This window comes from Candidatus Poriferisodalis sp. (assembly GCF_965204195.1).
In the GTDB taxonomy this organism is placed as follows: Bacteria; Actinomycetota; Acidimicrobiia; order Acidimicrobiales; family Poriferisodalaceae; genus Poriferisodalis.
Window position 1 is genome coordinate 1,820,102 of sequence record NZ_OZ241975.1, and the last position, 16,366, is coordinate 1,836,467.

Here is a 16,366-nt window from a genome sequence, read left to right on the forward strand (position 1 = left end):
GCGTAGACCGGCCCGCACAGCGGCGCACGCCTGCTTCGCGGACCGAATAGCGACGCCAGTGCATCTCTCCGGCTTCGGCGCGCGGCCATCGGTGCCTAAGGGGGGAACGCGGCCTTTCTCGCGGCGCGTGTGAACCGCAGCGAGAGCCGTGATGTTCGTCGACACAGCTGCCGGTGTTTCCTTTGAGCTTGTTTGGGCAGTATCCCTTTGTGGTTTGTTATTTACATTTGGTATCTTATTTATGGTGTCTGTAAATAACCCTGTAAGCATAAATATAGGATTGGAGCTTGAAGCCGAAGTTCTTCAGATTCTGCGCGACATTCCAGGACTCGATGTACAGACGGGCCATGCTCCCGCTGACGGTGCCGATGCTGTCATACGGGGTGCGGGAACACCGACTCCTATTGCGATCGAGGTCAAGACCCGCGTCAACGCCGCCAACGTTCATCAGATCATCTACCAGGCGCGAGGCATGTCGATGCCGATGGTCGTCATCGCGCGAGACATGACCGGAGGCGCACGCGCGGCGCTTGCTGCGGAGGGCATCGGGGCGATCGACGGTCTCGGCAATATCCGTTTGGAGCTGCCGGGGCTGCTCGTGCGAATCGAAAGCGCAGCGCGGCGACCGCGCCCCAAGTCTCGTACGACCCTGTTGGGCAAGACCAGTCTTGTAGCGCAGGCGATGCTCCTCGACACCGGCAGGACGTGGCACGTCAACGAACTGGCCGAGCACGCTGGCGTCTCCCCGGCACTCGCACATCGCGTACTGCAGCGACTCGTCGACCTGGAGATCGTCGCATCCCAGGGCGCAGGACCGTCCAAGCAGCGACGCCTTGTCGAGCCTTCGGCCCTGTTGGACCTCTGGGTGGAGGAACACCGTGATCGCAGCCGGCGGCACCTCGCCTTCATGTTGGCGTCCGGCTCTGAGGACTTGGCGGCGACGGTGTGTCACAGTCTCGAGTTGATCGGCGTGAGCTACGCGTTGACGGCCGCCGCAGCGATCGCGCACATCGCTCCCATCCTCACCAACGTTCCAGTCGTCGAGGTGTGGCTCGCGGGGAGCGCCGATCCGCGCGCTGTGTGCGCAGAAATAGGAGCAGACGAAGTCACGTCGGGGCCTAACGTCGTCTTTCGGCAGGAACGCGACGACGTTCCCTTGGCATTCCGGACGCGAAGAGACGGCGTCTGGTTCGCCAATGTGTGTCGTCTGTATTTCGACGCGAGCCGGGATCCTCAGCGAGGACAAGAGCAGGCAGCCCACCTGCGGCGCGAAGTGATCGGATTCTGATGGCACCAGAGCACCACAGCGTCGACGGCACCAGAGTTGACGTCGAGTTCATCTGCGAAACCGATCAAGTACCTCCGGGTCGCATCCACCGCCTAAAGCAAGGAACCGGTTCGGGCTTCGCTGCATTCAACGCACGTTGTGCCGGTCTCACCTCACAGGACAACGTCGAAGTGCCGGTGACCGCTGAACGCCTCGACGCAGGCGGATTGTCGACCGTGACCCTTCGCGTCGCCGGCGTGCTGACGTTCACCGCGCTCAAAGTGCTGGCATTTCAGGATCGCCATCACAGCAAGGACTCCTACGACCTCGTCTACACGTTGAACAACTACGAGAACGGGCCGAAAGCAGCAGGCGAGGTCGCAGCCCAGAGCCCTGTGCGCTCCGAGACATCGGTCGCGGAGGCGCTTGGAGTCTTGCGGGAGCGGTTCGAATCGCCGGACCACGACGGCCCGGCTGCTTATGCGAATTTCATGGCCGACCGAGATGATCAAGAGCACAAGGCGCGCTTGCGCAACGAAGCAGTCGCGGTAGTGCGGCAATTCTTGTCCAGCGCAGGAGCCTGAACGCATCCGAAGCCAGACCCACGACCGCTCAGACTGATCGGCTTCCTGGCGACGTGGCCACGCACGAGAGCACACCGAGACGACGAATCACCCCGTGTCCTGTAGAGGCTCTGGGGGTCCACCTGCCAACAACCGCCAGGTACACGCCACCTAGTTCTGTGTGGCGATCTCGATCGTTTCGTACAGGGCTGGCAGCGTTCGCGGCCCACTGAAATCGGCCATCGGACTGAGTCTCAGGTACAACTCGTGTGCGGAGCGGGCTTCGTCGTCTTGGCCCGGCCGCACGGCGGTGTACTGCGCCACGAATTCATCTTGGTCGTATGGAACATTGGCTTCGACGGGCAGGAGGAGCACGATGGCATCCAGCCTCATCAGTCGCCCCTCGCCGCCGAGCGGGAGGTGTCTTCGCATCGTCAGGAGTATCTCCCAAACGTCAACGAGGCCCTTGGCAAATCGTTGGTAGGAGTCGCGGTCGACATACCTCAGTGCCAGCAAGCAGACCACCCAAATTGGCCAGATTCGCTCGTACCGCCGTGAGGGCAATGCGAGATTCGCATGACGGACAACCTGTTCCACGTCGCGCAGGCGCCCGCCGCAGTTGTTGGCCACGAGAATCAGCAGGTCACGAATGATGTGACTGGCTTGCTGCAACTCGCTGCTGCTGTGCTCGGCGAGCGATAGGCAGGTATTGGATACGTAGGAGGCCCACTCCTCGTCGGTCGGTTGCCGCAGCTGCATCGAGAGGTCTACGAATCGGCGCAGGTAGCCGTCTACGTCGCATTCGACCCCGTACAGCGTCTCTACGGCGTGCCCAAGTTCGGCGCGATTCACGCCGAACACGATCACGACCCCGGGCACGTCGAAGAGGTGCCGAGCCTTGTTGAGCAAGTCGAGCGCGTAGGTCGGCTCGCATCGGTCAAGCTCGTCCACGAAGACCACGAGATTGCCCTTGAGTGCGTCTACCTGGGCCCGAAGCGATGTTCTGAATTTGGACACGTTGGATTCGATGTCAAGCCAGTCATCGAAGACCGAGGCGTCAGCGGATTCGTTGCGTGCAATGAGACCCTTGCTGAGAATTGCGGCGGCCCGCCAACCGATCTGTTTGGCAGTTTCCTTCACCGAATCCCAAGAACCCTCCTCATCCAATTCCGCCGTCAGCGCGGCAACCAAGTCGATCAGCGGGCGCCCGGTGTGACCTTGCTGCCACGCATTGAATTCGACCGTGCGCGCCGCAGGCCCCTCAAGGTGGGCTGCGCACATTTGCAGAAACGACGACTTGCCAGTCCCGTACGCGCCCTCGACAGACACCACCAGCGGCCCAGCGGCGTTCTCGATGACTTGGCACAACGACTTGACCGACTCCTCGCGATGCAGCTGATCGCTGCCGAACGGATCATCCTTTGTGACCACAAACTCGGGAGGACGAAGATCAGTCGGACGAGGCTGACTGTCGGACATACGAGACGCTCCTAGGTCAAGGCCCCGTCAGGCTAGGGACAACTAGTGAGCACGGACCGGCAGCGTCGGCGCACGGCACTCGCCCTGAGTGGCCAGCGCATACGGTGATCCCACAGTCGGTGATACACGCCGACTCGGCTACAGAAGGCTGGTGCAGTGTGTTTGTTGTGCATCGCATGGTGCGCGGCTCGGAGGACGACAGTTGGTGGTGGAATCGCGGCTTCCCGATAGCGGCGGCTGTCTTCGCACCGGTGTTCGCGTTCGTCACGTTGGGCGTCAAGCAGGCGATCGGCGTGGACATCGTGCACGAGATCGTCCGGGCCCTGGAGCACGCGAGCGATGTATCGATCGCCTTCAGCGGTGCCGCGCTCGCCGCAGGCCTAGTAGGGCTCACATTGATCGCCCCCGCCACTATCGAGCGCTCCGCAGACGGTGAGACATCGGACCCTGGGCTGAGGGCCGCAGCGATCTGCCTAGCGGTCACGACGTTTTCTGCGACGGCTGAGTTCGCGGCTCAGTGGTTCTTCGCCGCGTTCGGCGATCTCTCCGAGAACGTTCGGGCGTTTCCGGCCATGTTCCTGTTGACGTTTCTAGTCATCCTTGTAGATGGGCTCCTAGGAACGCCGTTCTGGATCGTCCGGCTGCTGCAGACGCGTGCCAACTAGTCGAATACCTCCGGCCCCTCGCAGGCGACGTGGCCGTCAGGGACACTGCCTACGCCGCTTCGCCGTGTGACTGCGTGTCAACCAATTTCGTAGTAGATGTCCGTGGCGAGGTCCAAGAACTGCGGTGAAGAGTTGAAGTTGCTCAATCGCTCCCGCGCCCATGATTCGGGCTGCCCGACCTTCGCTGCATAGGCCTCCGGGTACATGAACGCGTCGCGATGCTCCCGCAGTGCCAGGTCGATTGACTGACGGTCGTTGAGGGGGCGCGGGGATTGGACTTGCATGATCCCGTATGTGCCTTTGCGGAATACCAGCCCCTTGATGCGCTCCCCTAGTCGATACCACTTAGGGCGCTGGATTGACTCGGTGAGGATCACTGTTTCGATGGCGTGGTAATCGAGTCCCCAATGGTCGGCCATGGCTCGCGCATATTCGAACAGTTGGGGGCTGATGCGCTGCCGCTGCGATTTGATGAGTTCCGCGAGGGTGCGCTGAGGGGCTTGGATCGCGCGGAAGAACGCGAACGTGAGCACCGACGCAAGTGCTGCAGCCCAGAGTTCGTTCTTGATGCTGTCGTAATCGGGAACCAGTGCAGCTAGGTCAGTTGCCGTGAGCAGCGCAGCGGCGATGCAGGTCACGGCTATCGCAGCCGCTGAGACGAGATGCAGCATGACGAGCGGGGCGTCTCGGTCGCCATCTTGTCGATACCGCACCACACGCCAGGCTCCCTGCAGCGACGTCGTGCCTGCGTGAATCGCCGCCGTGGTCGCGACGAATGGCCACACTGGCCAGCCGGCCGTCCTCATTTGGTGTACGCCAAAGAGGCTGATCAGAACGACCGGCCCGAAGCGGAACAGCAGGTAGCGGCTCGGCAGGAGTGCCTTGACGTACGACCAGTAGTCACTCAGTGCGTAGTAGCTCGTCGGCCAATTGGACTGAATGAGCCGATAAATGAAATGCAGAACGAGCGCTGCCACCAGCCCTGAAGCCGCGGAACCAAGCGTCGTCGCCCACATCTCGACACCCCTACGCGAGAACTCGCCACCGCCAGACCACTCCGACGATCGCGCATATCGCTCATACCGTCAAACGGCGCACTCGGTCAGGCTCGATGGGTCACATTGCGATGACGAGCGAATCGGCAGCGGCGATGGGCGGCGGGGGTTCGTCGCCGTGCTGCTCGTACGACGCGATGAAATCCTCCGCGACCCCTTCGAGGTTGTGCAGCGCTGTTTCGGCGGTCGCGCCCCACGCGCGGCACCCCGGCAACACAGGCACTTCGGCTAGGTACATGTAATCAGTCTCCGCGGAGGGTTCTTTGAGCGCGTAGGGCAGTGTGTAGGTCTTCGGCATCGGTGACGCTCCAGCGGGATCCGCTCGTGTGCCGGCAACGGTACGTCCAGAAGTGGTGCGTTGCCGCAGTCCTGCCCGAGGGCCGAAACGGCCTGACGGGGCCCGGCGTAATCGTCGGCTCGAAAGCTGATGCAGCGAGCTGGTCGATTGCGGCTGCGCCTGCCTTGGCCGCCGGTCACAGCCCTGGATGGCTGGGTGGATCGTCGGCAGCTGAGCCTGATTGGGCTTGACGTCCTCGGCTCCATGTCCGCCACGCCTGGTGCAGTTCGGTCAGGTCGCCGTCGAGCACGGCTTGGGCGTTGGGGGTCTTGTACCCGGTTCGGTGGTCGACGACGAGCTGATGTGGGAACAGCACGTAGCTGCGTATCTGGGATCCGAACTCGGCAGCGGCTCGTTGGCCTACGAGGTCGGCGATCTCGGTGGTTCGTTGTTGGCGCTGTCGGTGTGCGAGGCGGCTGCGGAGTGCTTCTTTGGCCATCGCTTTGTTGCGGGCTTGGCTGCGGGTGGCGTCGCAGGAGGCTCGCAGGCCTGTCGGTTCGTGCACGATGCGCACCGCCGTGTCGGCCTTGTTGCGGTGCTGGCCGCCGGGCCCTGAGGATCGGAAGGTGTCGATGCGCAGGTCGGCTTCGTCCAGCTCGATGTCCGCATCATCAGCCTGCAGCAGCGGCACGACCTCGACGTGGGCGAACGAGGTCTGCCGTTTATCGGCGTTGCCGTAGGGCGACATGCGCGACAACCGCTGCACGCCGTGCTCGGCCCGCATCTGCCCGTACGCGCCCGCTCCGCTGACCTTGAGCTCGGCGGCTGTGCAGCGGTCGCTGGCGTGCTGGGGGGACATGGCAATCAGTTCGGCGTCGTAGCCGTTTCGTCGGCACCACTTGGCGTACATATCGGTGAGCATGCGTGCCCAGGCTTGTGCTTCGGTTCCGCCGGCTCCAGCGGTGATCCGCAGCAAGGCATCACACTCGTCGTGGTCGTCAGTGCCGAGGCAGTGCGTTTCGAGCTGGCTGCATCGCTGCTCGATGCCTGCGAGCAGCGATGCGAGGTCCGCGCAGTCTGCGGGGGCGTCGCCGGCGAGGTCGGCCAGTGCGGCGATCTCGCTGCGGGCCGTCTGGATGCGTTTCAGCAGCGTGCTGGTGCGTGACAGCTCAGTGAGCGTCGTGGCTGCTGTGTCGGGTCGGTCCCACAGGTCGGGCTGGCTTGCCTCGGTGGTCAGCTCAGCGGCGCGTTGTCGTAGTCAACGCTCGTCGACCATGTCGGCCACTGCCGAGACGCGAGAAGCGAGATGTTCGATGCGTGCTGTGAAGTTCATCGCTGTGCTCCTTCGCTGTCGTGGGGACAACGGCCTCAGCCTAGGGAGGATCGACGGACGGCTGCGTATCGCATTCCTGCAGCGGCCCACTGTCGATAGACGTGAATGGCGAGCGGACAGTCGCAGAGGATCCTGGGACGGTCTGTCGCGGCACAAAATCGCTTCGCCGGGTTCGTGCCTTGGCGGTACCTTCGATTCGGTGGTGCAGCCCGCAGCACCAGCGTCGAGACGGAGCAACCAGCGGTGACCTTGGCTACTGATGTCGCGACTCGGTGTGAAGCCGGTCCTCGGGATCGGCAGGAGGATCGCGTCCGCACGGTCGTGAACGGCGACGGGTCGTGGGTGATGGCAGTGGCCGACGGGCTGGGCGGCCATCCGTTCGGCGACGAAGCGGCGCAGGCCGCGGTGGACGCGCTGCCTGAACGGATCGCCAGTCCCGCTGAGATGGCGTCGGCGTTCGACGCGGCGAACGCGGCCGCGTGGGCGCTGCACCCGGAGATGAGAAGCCCTAGTGAGGGCGTGTCGTCGGTGATCGCGCTGACGACGCTGGTGGTCGCTGCGCGGACTCCCCAGGGCGGCTTGTTGGTGTCGTGGGTGGGCGATTCGATGGCATTTCTGGTGCCCATCGCTGGCGGACCGGGCTGGCACAGCACCCCGCACGGCGGCCCGATGGGGTTCGTGAGCCGTGGCATCGGCATGTTCCGCGCCAGCCGCGGCGACAGTTACGAGCTGCCGCTGGGCCATCTCGAATGCCTCAGCGACGACGTGCCCACTGAGCGTGTCGAGAGTTGGATCGGCGATCAGGGGCTGTTGGTGGTGCTGGCGAGCGATGGGTTGTTCGATCCGGTCCTGATGGCTCACGACAGGGGCTGGTTCGGCGACGATCCCGACGACCTCAGCCTCGGCTTCGCATTGCCGCCCGACCAGCGGGGTTCCGCCGACGCCGTGGCCGACACGCTGATGGACACCGCCCAGTTCGCCGGCCTGATCGACAACACCACCATCGCCGTCGCCCGCGTCGCCCGCGCACAAGCGGCGTCCGCGGCGGGGGAGGGCTGAGATGCCCCGCTGGGAGCCCTATGAGTTCACGACCGATCGGTCGTGGTGCGACGCGGCCGAGCTCGGGCCCGACGCGGTTGCTGACGTGCTGGCGGTGGGCGATGTCCACGGCAACACACCGAACCTCACGGCGGCGGTGGACCTCGCAGTCGACCTGGGCGTCGGCGCGATTGTGCAGGTCGGGGATTTCTGGCTCGCCGACGCGCACTGGACGCGGTTGAGCCCGCTCGAGTCGGAGTTCATGTGGACAGCGCACGACTCGCCGCTGCCGATCGTGGTGATCGACGGCAACCACGAGGTGTGGCCGGCGCTGGGCCGCTACGCCGCCACCCCCCAAGCCGCCGCAGCGATCGCGTCGCGGCGACCGCTGCACCTGGGAGGGTCGATCTGGTGGGTATGGCGCGGCAGCGTGTGGACCTGGGGCGGCCGGGCGTTCGGCGCGCTGGGCGGCGCTGTGTCGCCTGACCGGCGAGGCTCAGCAGTGCACGGACTGCGCTGGGAAGAAGAAGCCACCACCGAAGAAGACCTCGCACGGCTCATCGCCAACGTCGACGCGGAGTTCGGCGACGGGCTCGACGTGCTGTTCACCCACGATGCCCCCGCTCAGGTCCGCAACCTCGGGCCGGGCATGAGCGGAGTGCCGTGGGACCTCCGCCAAGCAGCCGACGCAGGACGGGGCCTGCTCAGCCGCGCCGTGGAGGCCACCGAGCCCGCGCTGGTGCTGCACGGTCACTGGCACCGCACCAACCGCGAACGCATCAACAACACCACCGACGTGCTCGGCCTCAGCGCCGACGGCATGAACAACAGCACCGCGTATCTCAGCACCCAGCCCACGCTCACCGCCAGCCACATGACCTGACGCTGGAACGCCACGTCTGCCGGGTCGACGCGCGTGCCGTGTCAGCCTCTTGCGGCGAGGACGGCGTTGAGCCATTGGCGCTGCCGGTCGTCGAGGGTGCTGGAGCCGAACGCGTCCGCGACGAGGCGCTCGACTTGCTCGACGGAGCCGGCTCCGGTGAGCCGGGCGAGCCGGCGCACGTCGCCGGTGTCGGCACGCCGCGCAGCGCGGGCCTTCATGGCGAGCATCTGGGCTGCGCTGGCGGCGTCGACTCTGAGGTGGGGGTGGTCGAGCACGGTGATGCCGTCGCGTCGGTGTGGCGGGGGCATGTAGGGGGTGGCTTGCTCGTTGAGCCATGTCGTGGGCCAGTTGCGCTCGCGGGCGATGCCGCGCACGGCGTCGATGACTGTCTGGTAGTCGCCTTCGATGGCGGCGTCGACATCGAGCGTTGAATGGGTGGCGCCGTGAGCGAGGATCATCGCCGCGCCCCCCACGACATACAGACGGGCATTGGCGCGGCGCTGCTGCAGCCGATCGGCGAGCGTGCCGAGCGCGGCGTGCAGCTCGTCGGCGTCGAAGGGGCGCATCGCTACACGACGGCGAGCTCGCTGCGAGGCAGCCACACGCCGTGCCGGCGGAAAGCGGGCGGTGTGGTCGCGATCACGCGGGCACGGTCGAACTCGAAACAGCCGCCCGCGAACCACGCTCTGTCGAGGTGTCGGCTGGGGTTGGCGGTCCACCGGGGCGGTTCGAGTGCGGCCTCGATGCAGAGGTGCTCGGCGAGCGCGGCGGCGAATGCGTCCCAGCGGGCGTCGATCGGGTCGGGCTCGGCTGCGACCAGCGCCGTTCGCTCGCTGTTGGTGGAGTGCTGCCAGACCAGGCCGAAGCCGTGCAGCAGCAGCCGCAACCGGAATATCTCATCGCTCTGCCTTAGCGCGGGAACGTAGTGGGCGAGCTGGTTGGGGGGTTCGGCGCTGGCTGCCATGACGGATCCTCGACCGCGACGCTACCGACGCCGCTCGCGCACACTTGGGTGCGCTCGGAATGTGGCTGAGGCACGACGGTGCAATCCAGTCGGCCTGCTGGGCGCTCATGCCGCGGCGCCCACGATGCCCGAGGACCGCGGGCGCTCCTCGATCCATGCCTGTATCTCGTCGTTGCGCCAGCGCACGCTGCGCGTGCTGACCCGCAAGGGCTCGGGGAACGCGCCGCGGCGCATCGCCCGGTACAGCGATCTGGTCGACAGCCCGGTCAGCCGCTCCACTTGGACTCGGCTCAGCAGCTGGGCAACCGGAGGGAGTGCGTTGTCGTTCATGACCCGAATCGTCCCATCGCGCAACCGACACAGCCCGACCTGGCCGGGCACGAACCGACACGGCCCGCCGCGGCAGCCCCAGATGACCCCGCGACGGCCGCCACGCACCGCCGTTCGGGGCGTCGCGTCGGCGCAGGCGTTCGAGGGCGAAAAACCCCTTCGCGTCCACCGCTTGCGTGGTTCATGCTGGGCGCATGTCCGCAGAGCCTGACCCAGACGAGGGCCGCCGAGATGCCGTCGCGCCCGCCGGCGGCGCCAGCCGCCGCGACGCGGCCCTGGTCGAGCACCGCGAAGAGATCCTGCGCATAGCGGCCGCGTCTAACGCGACCGCGGTCGCCCTGGTCGGATCGATGGCCCGCAGCGAGGACACCGAACGCAGCGACTTCGACTTCCTGGTGAACTTCGCCGCAGGCACGACCCTTCTGGACGTGGCCCATCTCCAGATCGGCCTCGAGGAACTGCTGGGCACCAAAGTCGACGTGATCTCCCGCGGCGCTCTCACCGAACGTCACAGCGACATGCTCAAAGACGCAATCGACCTCGGAGAAACCCCGGACTGTCCAAGCTGGAGAGATGACCCGGCCGGCGCGTGGCATAACCGCTCGGCCGATGTGGGCGCATAGAGCTGAGCCTGCTGCGCGGCTCGCTGCCGGGGCGCCCAGGGAATCGACGCGGCGGGTGCCGCGGGCTGCCGCGCGCTGAGCCAAGAGCGAGCAGGTTTCGGGACACACGCTTGCATCGAAATGCTGATGTCCCTGTCACGCACAGTCAGATGTGCGCGAATGGGGCATCGGACAGACAGAACGGGGGCGCGGGGGCTATCGGCCGTGCCGGCGGCGCCACACCGACAGCGTCTGGTACAGGCCTGATCGGGTGACGCCGGACTCGGCGGCGATGTCCTGGAGCTTCACGCCGTTGGAGGCGGCGTTGTGGACTGCTGCGAGCCAGTCGTCGTGGGCCTGCTTCTTCTGCTCGGCGAGGTCGTCGTAGCGCCGTCGCAGCTGTACGACGTGCTCGAGCTCGGTGACCATGTATGCGTAGCGCGACCGGGGACGCCGGTCGTCCGCCCCGTCGGCGGCTCGCGGTGGCTGGCCGGCGTCTGCGCTCGGCGGCGGGGTCGCGGCGTCGCTCGCGGCGGCCGGTGCCGCGCCAGCAGCAGCGGCGCGCGGCTCGGGTGAGTTGTCGGCCCACAGGCGGCCCTGGGGGCCGTCCTGGTTCGGCTGACCGGGCGCCGCCGGTGCGGCGGGCCGGTCCGCAGGACGGCGCGGCGCCTGCGGATGCGATCTGGCCAACTCGACCTGTACTCGTGTGGCTGGCGTCCGCGGACGGTTCTTGGCCATCCAGGCACCCTAAGCGCCTGATCGCCGCGATCATGCCGACAGGCCGGCGACCGGAAGTATCGTGGCCGCGTCGGCCGACACCGGAGCCGCCCGCCCGATGGAACCCGAGACATCCTCGACCCCTCGCCGAGCCGGCCGCGCTGACGTGTCGGGTGCCGACGGTGCCGCCGATCTGCCTGCCGAGTCGTACCGTTGGCTGCCCGACGGCTACCCAGCGAAGGTCGCAGAAGCGTTCGCCCGCTTCGGCGACCGCTACGACGACATCTGCGCGGAGCTGTTCGACGACGACCCGGTGCTCGGCATGAATCCGCCGTTCCTGCAGGGCGCCGCAGGTGACAGCGCCGCGGCATCTGTGAACGTCATCGACGTTGACGAGGTCGAGTGGGTTGACAGGGCCCCGCCCGGCTTCGATCCCGCCATCAGAGAAGCGTGGGCCGCGTTCGCGGTCGAGTATCCCGCGATAGCAGCCGAGCTGTTCGACCACGATCCCGAGCTCACAGCCGTCGACACGACCGCGCTGGATGCGTCGCAGGGGCCGGACGGGCCCTGAGAGGCCCCCACGGTCCCGGCACAGCTCGTCGCAGGCGTCAGCCGAACGGCCCGTCGACGTCCATCACTGCAGCGAGGTCCCAGGTGACGGTGCTGGAGCAGTCGAACCTGGACCACCACTGCCCGCCGAAGTGCGGGTCGTCCTCTGGCTGCCAATGGGGGATGTGGACGCCGCTGTGGCCGGCGTCTTGGATGGCGCGCCAGTTGACGTCCCAGCCCTTGAGCTCGAAGCCGAGTTCGGCGAGTTCCCAGCGGAACTCGGCGGGGACGTCGGCGGAGCAGCTCAGGGTCAGCATGTCGCTGACGTCGAGGGTGATCTCCCAGTGGTGGGTGTCGATGCTGTCGAGTTCGGCGGCGGCCCGGCAGCGGCCCCAGCCGTTCGGGCTGGTCTTTGGCGAGGTCCACAGTCCCCACGGCATCAGCGGGCGGCGGTACCCCTGGCGGTAGACCCGGTCGGGGTCGAACGCCCAACTGCCGCTGGGGCCGAACTGCTCATTCGGCCAGTGCACCCCGACCACGACATCCCGATCCGACACGACTCGGCGCACTCTAGCGATGCGCCTGCGGGCCGCTGCTGGGCGGACGGTGCGGCCGCCGCCCGATCGAAACGTCTTTGGCGGCTCGCGATCCACCGTCGATGCCCGTCGAGCACTTCGGCATCGAGGTCGAGCTGATCGAGCACCCAACCGAGCACGGCGTGCGCGGCGGCCGCGGCCGCGCCGACGCCGGCGGGGTCGACGCGTCGGGCATCCTCGTCGGGGCGGCCGATCGGCTCGCCCCAGTCGACGGCCTCGTCGACACCACCGTTGGCGGCGAGCTGGATGGCGTAGGTGGCGATTTGGGCCTGGGAGATGGAAAGCGAGTTGCCGCCGCTGAATCGGCCGCGCCTCGTTGCACATCGAGTCTCGATGATCTGGGGGAACTGTTTGCCGCGCCGGCCCTGGCTCGCCATCCCAAGCCAGGCTTTGCCTGCCTCGCCATGCCATGACTCGACTGCCAGGCCACGACACAGATCGGCTGGCCGGCCTGGGGACCGCGGCCTGCCGCGCCCCGCTCCAGCGGAGTAGGCAGGGCGTCGGGCGGCGTCCCGGCTCGTCACGTTGCGGCTTCGCGTTCCGCGCAACGGCACGGGGCGCGGTGCCCGTCGCCGGGTCCGTCCTGGACTTCGAATGTCGCAGCGCGGCCGGTGCGCCGGCGTGCGTGCAGGCTTAGCCGGCTTCGAGTTGGCGCAGGGCTTCGGCTACTGCGGTCCAGCGGGTCCAGCCGCGATCGGCGAAGGTCTGCGCTTCTGCGGCGCCCATCGCGGTCAGCGTGCTGTCCGCGACGGTCTCGCCGAGCGTGACCAGCACGCGGTCCCACCGGTCGGTATGGGCCGTGCTGTGCGCGCAGCACGGATCGTCACGCCACCCGCGCACCTGCGCCACCAACGCCACGCGGGCCTCGATCTGGCGCAGGGTTTCGGCCACGCCGGTCCAGCGGGTCCAGCCGCGGTCGGCGAAGGTCTGCGCTTCCGCGGCGGTCATGGCGGTCAGCGTGCCGTCGGCGACGGTCTGGCCGAGCGTGACCAGCACGCGGTCCCACCGGTCGGTATGGGCCGTGCTGTGCGCGCAGCACGGATCGTCACGCCACCCGCGCACCTGTGCCACCAACGCCGCGTGCTGACCGGCGGGACGGGTCACGCTCTCGGTGGCGCTCTCCGTCGCACCGCCGGACTCGCCCGGGCCCTGCCCGGGCCCCTCACCGGGCGGGTCGTCGGGCTCGGACGGATCCTGCCCGCCCACAGGCGGAGCGTTCTGATCGGGGACCGACACACCCCCAAACTCGGGGACGCTGTTGGCGGGCTGGGTCGACGAGGTCACCTCGACCCGCAGATGCGAGCGCGAATCCACACCCAAACCCCGGAAATAGGCGGCGCTTTCGTAGTCGTCGTCGGTGCTGTGGGCGACGTGCTGGACGATGTAGCGCAGGCCGTCCGCAGCCGACGGAGCGCTCACGGTGACGGTCTGGGGGATGGCCCAGTTCGAGGTGGTGAACGTCAGCTTGGCCGGCGAGAACGAGATGTCGGTGGGGCGCTCGGTGCGCTGGTAGGCCAGGATGCTCACCGTGTCGCTGGGCGCGCTGGCCAGCCGCACCGTGTAGTCCGCCGACGACCCCGGTGTCACCGTCAGGCGGCGCACCTGCCGCGCCCCCGACACGGCACCGCCGAACACCACACCGCGCCGCGCATCGGCACTGGCCGGGATCGCGATCGACGTGTCGATGATGCCGACATCTATGCGGGCGTTGTTCCCCGAGGGGACCGTGTAGGGCTCGCCGGGCACCTTGACCAGCCGGAAATATGCGTACTCGATGCCCTCGGTCTTGCCGTCGTCGGTCCCGTGGACCTGCAGCGACACGTGCGACTGCCCCGCGGGAATCGCCACGCTGTTCACCCCCGAGGAGGGCCACAAGACATCGTCCAGCGTCGCCTGGTTGGCGACGAACTCGACCATCACAGAGGAGCGCTGCGCCAGCGGCGGCGACACGTTGATGTACAGCGTTTCGTACCCGGGGTCAGGATCAGTCGTACTGTGGGAACCGAGGTTGATGCTCTCGCTGGTCAGCTCGGTGTGACCCACCCAGCTCAGCGCCGAGGTGGCCTGCTGGGCCTGCGCGGGCGCCGCCAGCGGCACACACACCGCCGCCGCCAGCACCCCGACAATCAGCCCAGCGCGCCACCGCCCACGACGACGGCCAGCGCGCAGCCGCTGCGGCTCAGAACTGCGGGGGGGGGGGGGTCCGAAGCTGCGTCTGCATCACTGTGCCTCTCCTGTCAGCTCGACATGTCCTCGAATGCGTCCGACACACAGACGCACACAGTAATTCCCGAATACACGCACTGTCAACACAGATACCACTGCCTGCACATGCAGCACCAGACGGTACACCCCCAGCCCCTCCGCCCACGCCCTCGCGCCCCTGCAAGAAGCCCTCGCCGCCGAGCGACGTCAAGCCGTCATCCCTGTGCCGCCACGGCCCAGCGGGCTGTGACTCTGTGCTGCAGGTCGATCGCCGCGCCGGAGTCGTCGTCCCGGCTCGTCGCATTGCGGCTTCGCGTTCCGCGCAGCGGCGCAGGGCGCGTTGCCCGTCGGCAGTGCCCGTCTCGGAGTTCGAATGTGGCGGCGTGCGCGCAGGTTTAGCCGGCCTCGATGGCCTTGAGAGCGGCGGCGACGTCGGTCCAGCGGGTCCAGCCGTTGTCGACGAAGGCTTGGGCCTCTGCGGCGGTCATCGGTGTCAGGGTGGTGTCGGACACGGTCTCGCCGAGCGCGAGCAGGGCGCGGTCCCAGCGGGCCACATGGGCCGCCTGCCAGCTCCAACGCGGGTCGTCGCGCCAGCCGTGGATCTGGGCGATCAGCGCCGCATGAGAGTTGGCGGACTCCAGCTTCTCCAGCGCAGCAGCCACCGCAGTCCAGCGCGTCCAGCCGCGATCCGCGAACGCCTGGGCCTCGGCTGCGGTCATGGGCGTGAGCGTGGAGTCCGACACCGCCTGGCCCAGCCCCAGCAGCGCACGGTTCCAGCGGTCGGTGTGGGCCTTGATGTGCACGCAGCACAGGTCGTCGCGCCAGTCGTAGATCTGCCAGATCAGGTCCGCGTTCTCGCCGGTGGGACGCCGCACGATCTCTATGGCGCCTTCGGTAGCGCCGCTGCCGTCTCCGCAGCCACTGTTCGAGGGAAATTCGAGGCACTCAATCTCATCGCTCCAGATCGACACCGTCGCGGTGTTGTAGTCGCCTATCGAGTCGTTGTTGTTGAACGGCGCCCAGCCGGCCACCGTGGTGCTGAACGTGAGGGTGAACGACTCGAACGCCTCGCTGTTGCCCGCGTCCTGCTTGATCGGGATCGACAGGCTCACCCTGCGCTGGCCCGCGGGCACCGTCACCGACGTGGGCAGTATCGCGTCCAGGTCATCTGCCGTCGCCGCGCCGGTGGTGCCCAGGTTGTTGGCAACGCTGAACGCCAGACCGCCCGTGGGCGCATTGGCAGTCAGCCAGACATCCACCACGGCGCGCTGACCCTCGTACACAGCAGCATTGCCCACCCGGAAGTACTTGTTCGCCGGGATCGTCAGCAGGACCTTGTTCGTAGCGCGTGCATTGGGATCGCTGTTCTGAGGCACCGGGCTGTAGCGGGTATTGCTGGTGGTGAAGGTCAGCACGACGCTCTCATCGGCTTCCTGCAAGCTGTCAGCAGCGATCTGAATCGACAGCGTGGCCTCGTGCTGGCTCGACGGGATCGTGACGGAGCTCGGCGCCGAGGTCAAGTCCGCAGTCTTGGAGAAGCCCGCGGACGCATTGGAGTAGCCGATGTTCAACGTCAACGCCCCGCCGTAGTTGATGCTCTTGCGGAGCTTCACTTGGACGGTGGTGCCCTCATAGCCCAGCACAGCAGTGGACATCACACCGAAATGCTGGTGGTCGTATGGTGCCTCCCAGTGGGCAGACGCCGGCGGCGGCACGGCCGCCAGCACCGCGCCGAGCACCAACGCGACGAACGCCGCAGCAAGCGATCGCCTGCCGCGGCGCCGAACCGGGGCCCTCCTCACGCCGGGCCCTCGCGGCCGACGCCCTGCGGTACTAAGTCCCG

Annotated in this window: 19 protein-coding genes; 8 read left to right on the top strand and 11 right to left on the bottom strand. The window is 67.1% G+C overall.

Going from position 1 to position 16,366, the window contains the following annotated elements:
* Nucleotides 1–151 precede the first annotated feature (151 nt).
* Together ACOGI8_RS08005 and ACOGI8_RS08010 are read left to right on the top strand one after the other, a co-directional pair.
* Nucleotides 152–1,288 (top strand): helix-turn-helix domain-containing protein, encoded by a 1,137-nt coding sequence (locus ACOGI8_RS08005; RefSeq protein WP_419856341.1) that lies wholly within the window; start codon nt 152–154, stop codon nt 1,286–1,288.
* On the top strand, nt 1,288–1,851 hold the full coding sequence (locus ACOGI8_RS08010) for a nucleotidyl transferase AbiEii/AbiGii toxin family protein (RefSeq protein WP_419856342.1): 564 nt from the start codon (nt 1,288–1,290) through the stop codon (nt 1,849–1,851). Before ACOGI8_RS08005 ends, ACOGI8_RS08010 begins: the two co-directional genes overlap by 1 nt.
* A 150-nt stretch (nt 1,852–2,001) precedes the next feature.
* On the opposite strand, the gene ACOGI8_RS08015 is transcribed toward ACOGI8_RS08010, so the two are convergent.
* A complete protein-coding gene (locus tag ACOGI8_RS08015) occupies nt 2,002–3,309 on the bottom strand; it encodes a KAP family P-loop NTPase fold protein (protein ID WP_419856343.1) in 1,308 nt (435 codons plus the stop codon).
* 158 nt (nt 3,310–3,467) lie between these two features.
* On the opposite strand from ACOGI8_RS08015, the gene ACOGI8_RS08020 reads away from it, so the two are divergent.
* Nucleotides 3,468–3,974, top strand: coding sequence for a hypothetical protein (locus ACOGI8_RS08020; protein ID WP_419856344.1), 507 nt, complete (start codon nt 3,468–3,470; stop codon nt 3,972–3,974).
* 77 nt (nt 3,975–4,051) lie between these two features.
* Here the strand turns inward: ACOGI8_RS08020 and ACOGI8_RS08025 are convergent, their stop codons facing one another.
* The 3 genes from ACOGI8_RS08025 to ACOGI8_RS08035 all read right to left on the bottom strand — a co-directional run bounded on the left by ACOGI8_RS08025 (nt 4,052) and on the right by ACOGI8_RS08035 (nt 6,543).
* Nucleotides 4,052–4,990, bottom strand: a complete 939-nt coding sequence (locus tag ACOGI8_RS08025; RefSeq protein WP_419856345.1) for a hypothetical protein — start codon at nt 4,988–4,990, stop codon at nt 4,052–4,054.
* Between the two features lie 100 nt (nt 4,991–5,090).
* A complete protein-coding gene (locus ACOGI8_RS08030) occupies nt 5,091–5,327 on the bottom strand; it encodes a type II toxin-antitoxin system HicB family antitoxin (RefSeq protein ID WP_419856346.1) in 237 nt (78 codons plus the stop codon).
* A 175-nt stretch (nt 5,328–5,502) separates the two neighbouring features.
* The gene (locus tag ACOGI8_RS08035) at nt 5,503–6,543 is read right to left on the bottom strand and encodes a PCRF domain-containing protein (protein ID WP_419856383.1); all 1,041 of its coding nucleotides are present in this window, start codon (nt 6,541–6,543) and stop codon (nt 5,503–5,505) included.
* Between the two features lie 201 nt (nt 6,544–6,744).
* On the opposite strand from ACOGI8_RS08035, the gene ACOGI8_RS08040 reads away from it, so the two are divergent.
* Together ACOGI8_RS08040 and ACOGI8_RS08045 are read left to right on the top strand one after the other, a co-directional pair.
* Nucleotides 6,745–7,698, top strand: a complete 954-nt coding sequence (locus ACOGI8_RS08040; RefSeq protein WP_419853286.1) for a protein phosphatase 2C domain-containing protein — start codon at nt 6,745–6,747, stop codon at nt 7,696–7,698.
* A 1-nt stretch (nt 7,699) separates the two neighbouring features.
* Nucleotides 7,700–8,560: a metallophosphoesterase family protein gene (locus ACOGI8_RS08045; protein ID WP_419853287.1), complete on the top strand. Its 861-nt coding sequence runs from the start codon at nt 7,700–7,702 to the stop codon at nt 8,558–8,560.
* Nucleotides 8,561–8,601: 41 nt separating this feature from the next.
* On the opposite strand, the gene ACOGI8_RS08050 is transcribed toward ACOGI8_RS08045, so the two are convergent.
* The 3 genes from ACOGI8_RS08050 to ACOGI8_RS08060 all read right to left on the bottom strand — a co-directional run bounded on the left by ACOGI8_RS08050 (nt 8,602) and on the right by ACOGI8_RS08060 (nt 9,854).
* Nucleotides 8,602–9,126, bottom strand: coding sequence for a DUF6036 family nucleotidyltransferase (locus ACOGI8_RS08050; RefSeq protein ID WP_419853288.1), 525 nt, complete (start codon nt 9,124–9,126; stop codon nt 8,602–8,604).
* Nucleotides 9,127–9,128: 2 nt separating this feature from the next.
* Nucleotides 9,129–9,524, bottom strand: a complete 396-nt coding sequence (locus ACOGI8_RS08055; RefSeq protein WP_419853289.1) for a hypothetical protein — start codon at nt 9,522–9,524, stop codon at nt 9,129–9,131.
* 105 nt (nt 9,525–9,629) lie between these two features.
* The gene (locus ACOGI8_RS08060; RefSeq protein WP_419853290.1) at nt 9,630–9,854 is read right to left on the bottom strand and encodes a helix-turn-helix transcriptional regulator; all 225 of its coding nucleotides are present in this window, start codon (nt 9,852–9,854) and stop codon (nt 9,630–9,632) included.
* A 194-nt stretch (nt 9,855–10,048) separates the two neighbouring features.
* Here ACOGI8_RS08060 and ACOGI8_RS08065 point away from each other — a divergent pair, with 194 nt between their 5' ends.
* Nucleotides 10,049–10,477: a nucleotidyltransferase family protein gene (locus tag ACOGI8_RS08065; protein WP_419853291.1), complete on the top strand. Its 429-nt coding sequence runs from the start codon at nt 10,049–10,051 to the stop codon at nt 10,475–10,477.
* A 195-nt stretch (nt 10,478–10,672) separates the two neighbouring features.
* Here the strand turns inward: ACOGI8_RS08065 and ACOGI8_RS08070 are convergent, their stop codons facing one another.
* Nucleotides 10,673–11,194 carry a hypothetical protein gene (locus ACOGI8_RS08070; RefSeq protein WP_419853292.1) on the bottom strand — a complete coding sequence of 174 codons (522 nt, stop codon included), beginning with the start codon at nt 11,192–11,194 and terminating at the stop codon, nt 10,673–10,675.
* 97 nt (nt 11,195–11,291) lie between these two features.
* On the opposite strand from ACOGI8_RS08070, the gene ACOGI8_RS08075 reads away from it, so the two are divergent.
* Entirely contained in the window at nt 11,292–11,744 is a 453-nt protein-coding gene (locus ACOGI8_RS08075; protein ID WP_419853293.1) for a hypothetical protein, read from the top strand.
* Nucleotides 11,745–11,781: 37 nt separating this feature from the next.
* Here ACOGI8_RS08075 and ACOGI8_RS08080 read toward each other — a convergent pair whose 3' ends face one another.
* Nucleotides 11,782–12,279 (bottom strand): hypothetical protein, encoded by a 498-nt coding sequence (locus ACOGI8_RS08080; protein ID WP_419853294.1) that lies wholly within the window; start codon nt 12,277–12,279, stop codon nt 11,782–11,784.
* A 101-nt stretch (nt 12,280–12,380) separates the two neighbouring features.
* Between ACOGI8_RS08080 and ACOGI8_RS08085 the strand changes: the two genes are divergently transcribed.
* Nucleotides 12,381–12,731 carry a hypothetical protein gene (locus tag ACOGI8_RS08085; RefSeq protein WP_419853295.1) on the top strand — a complete coding sequence of 117 codons (351 nt, stop codon included), beginning with the start codon at nt 12,381–12,383 and terminating at the stop codon, nt 12,729–12,731.
* Between the two features lie 220 nt (nt 12,732–12,951).
* Here ACOGI8_RS08085 and ACOGI8_RS08090 read toward each other — a convergent pair whose 3' ends face one another.
* Nucleotides 12,952–14,436, bottom strand: coding sequence for a hypothetical protein (locus ACOGI8_RS08090; RefSeq protein ID WP_419853296.1), 1,485 nt, complete (start codon nt 14,434–14,436; stop codon nt 12,952–12,954).
* Nucleotides 14,437–14,918: 482 nt separating this feature from the next.
* Nucleotides 14,919–16,325 carry a hypothetical protein gene (locus ACOGI8_RS08095; protein ID WP_419853297.1) on the bottom strand — a complete coding sequence of 469 codons (1,407 nt, stop codon included), beginning with the start codon at nt 16,323–16,325 and terminating at the stop codon, nt 14,919–14,921.
* Nucleotides 16,326–16,366: the final 41 nt, after the last annotated feature.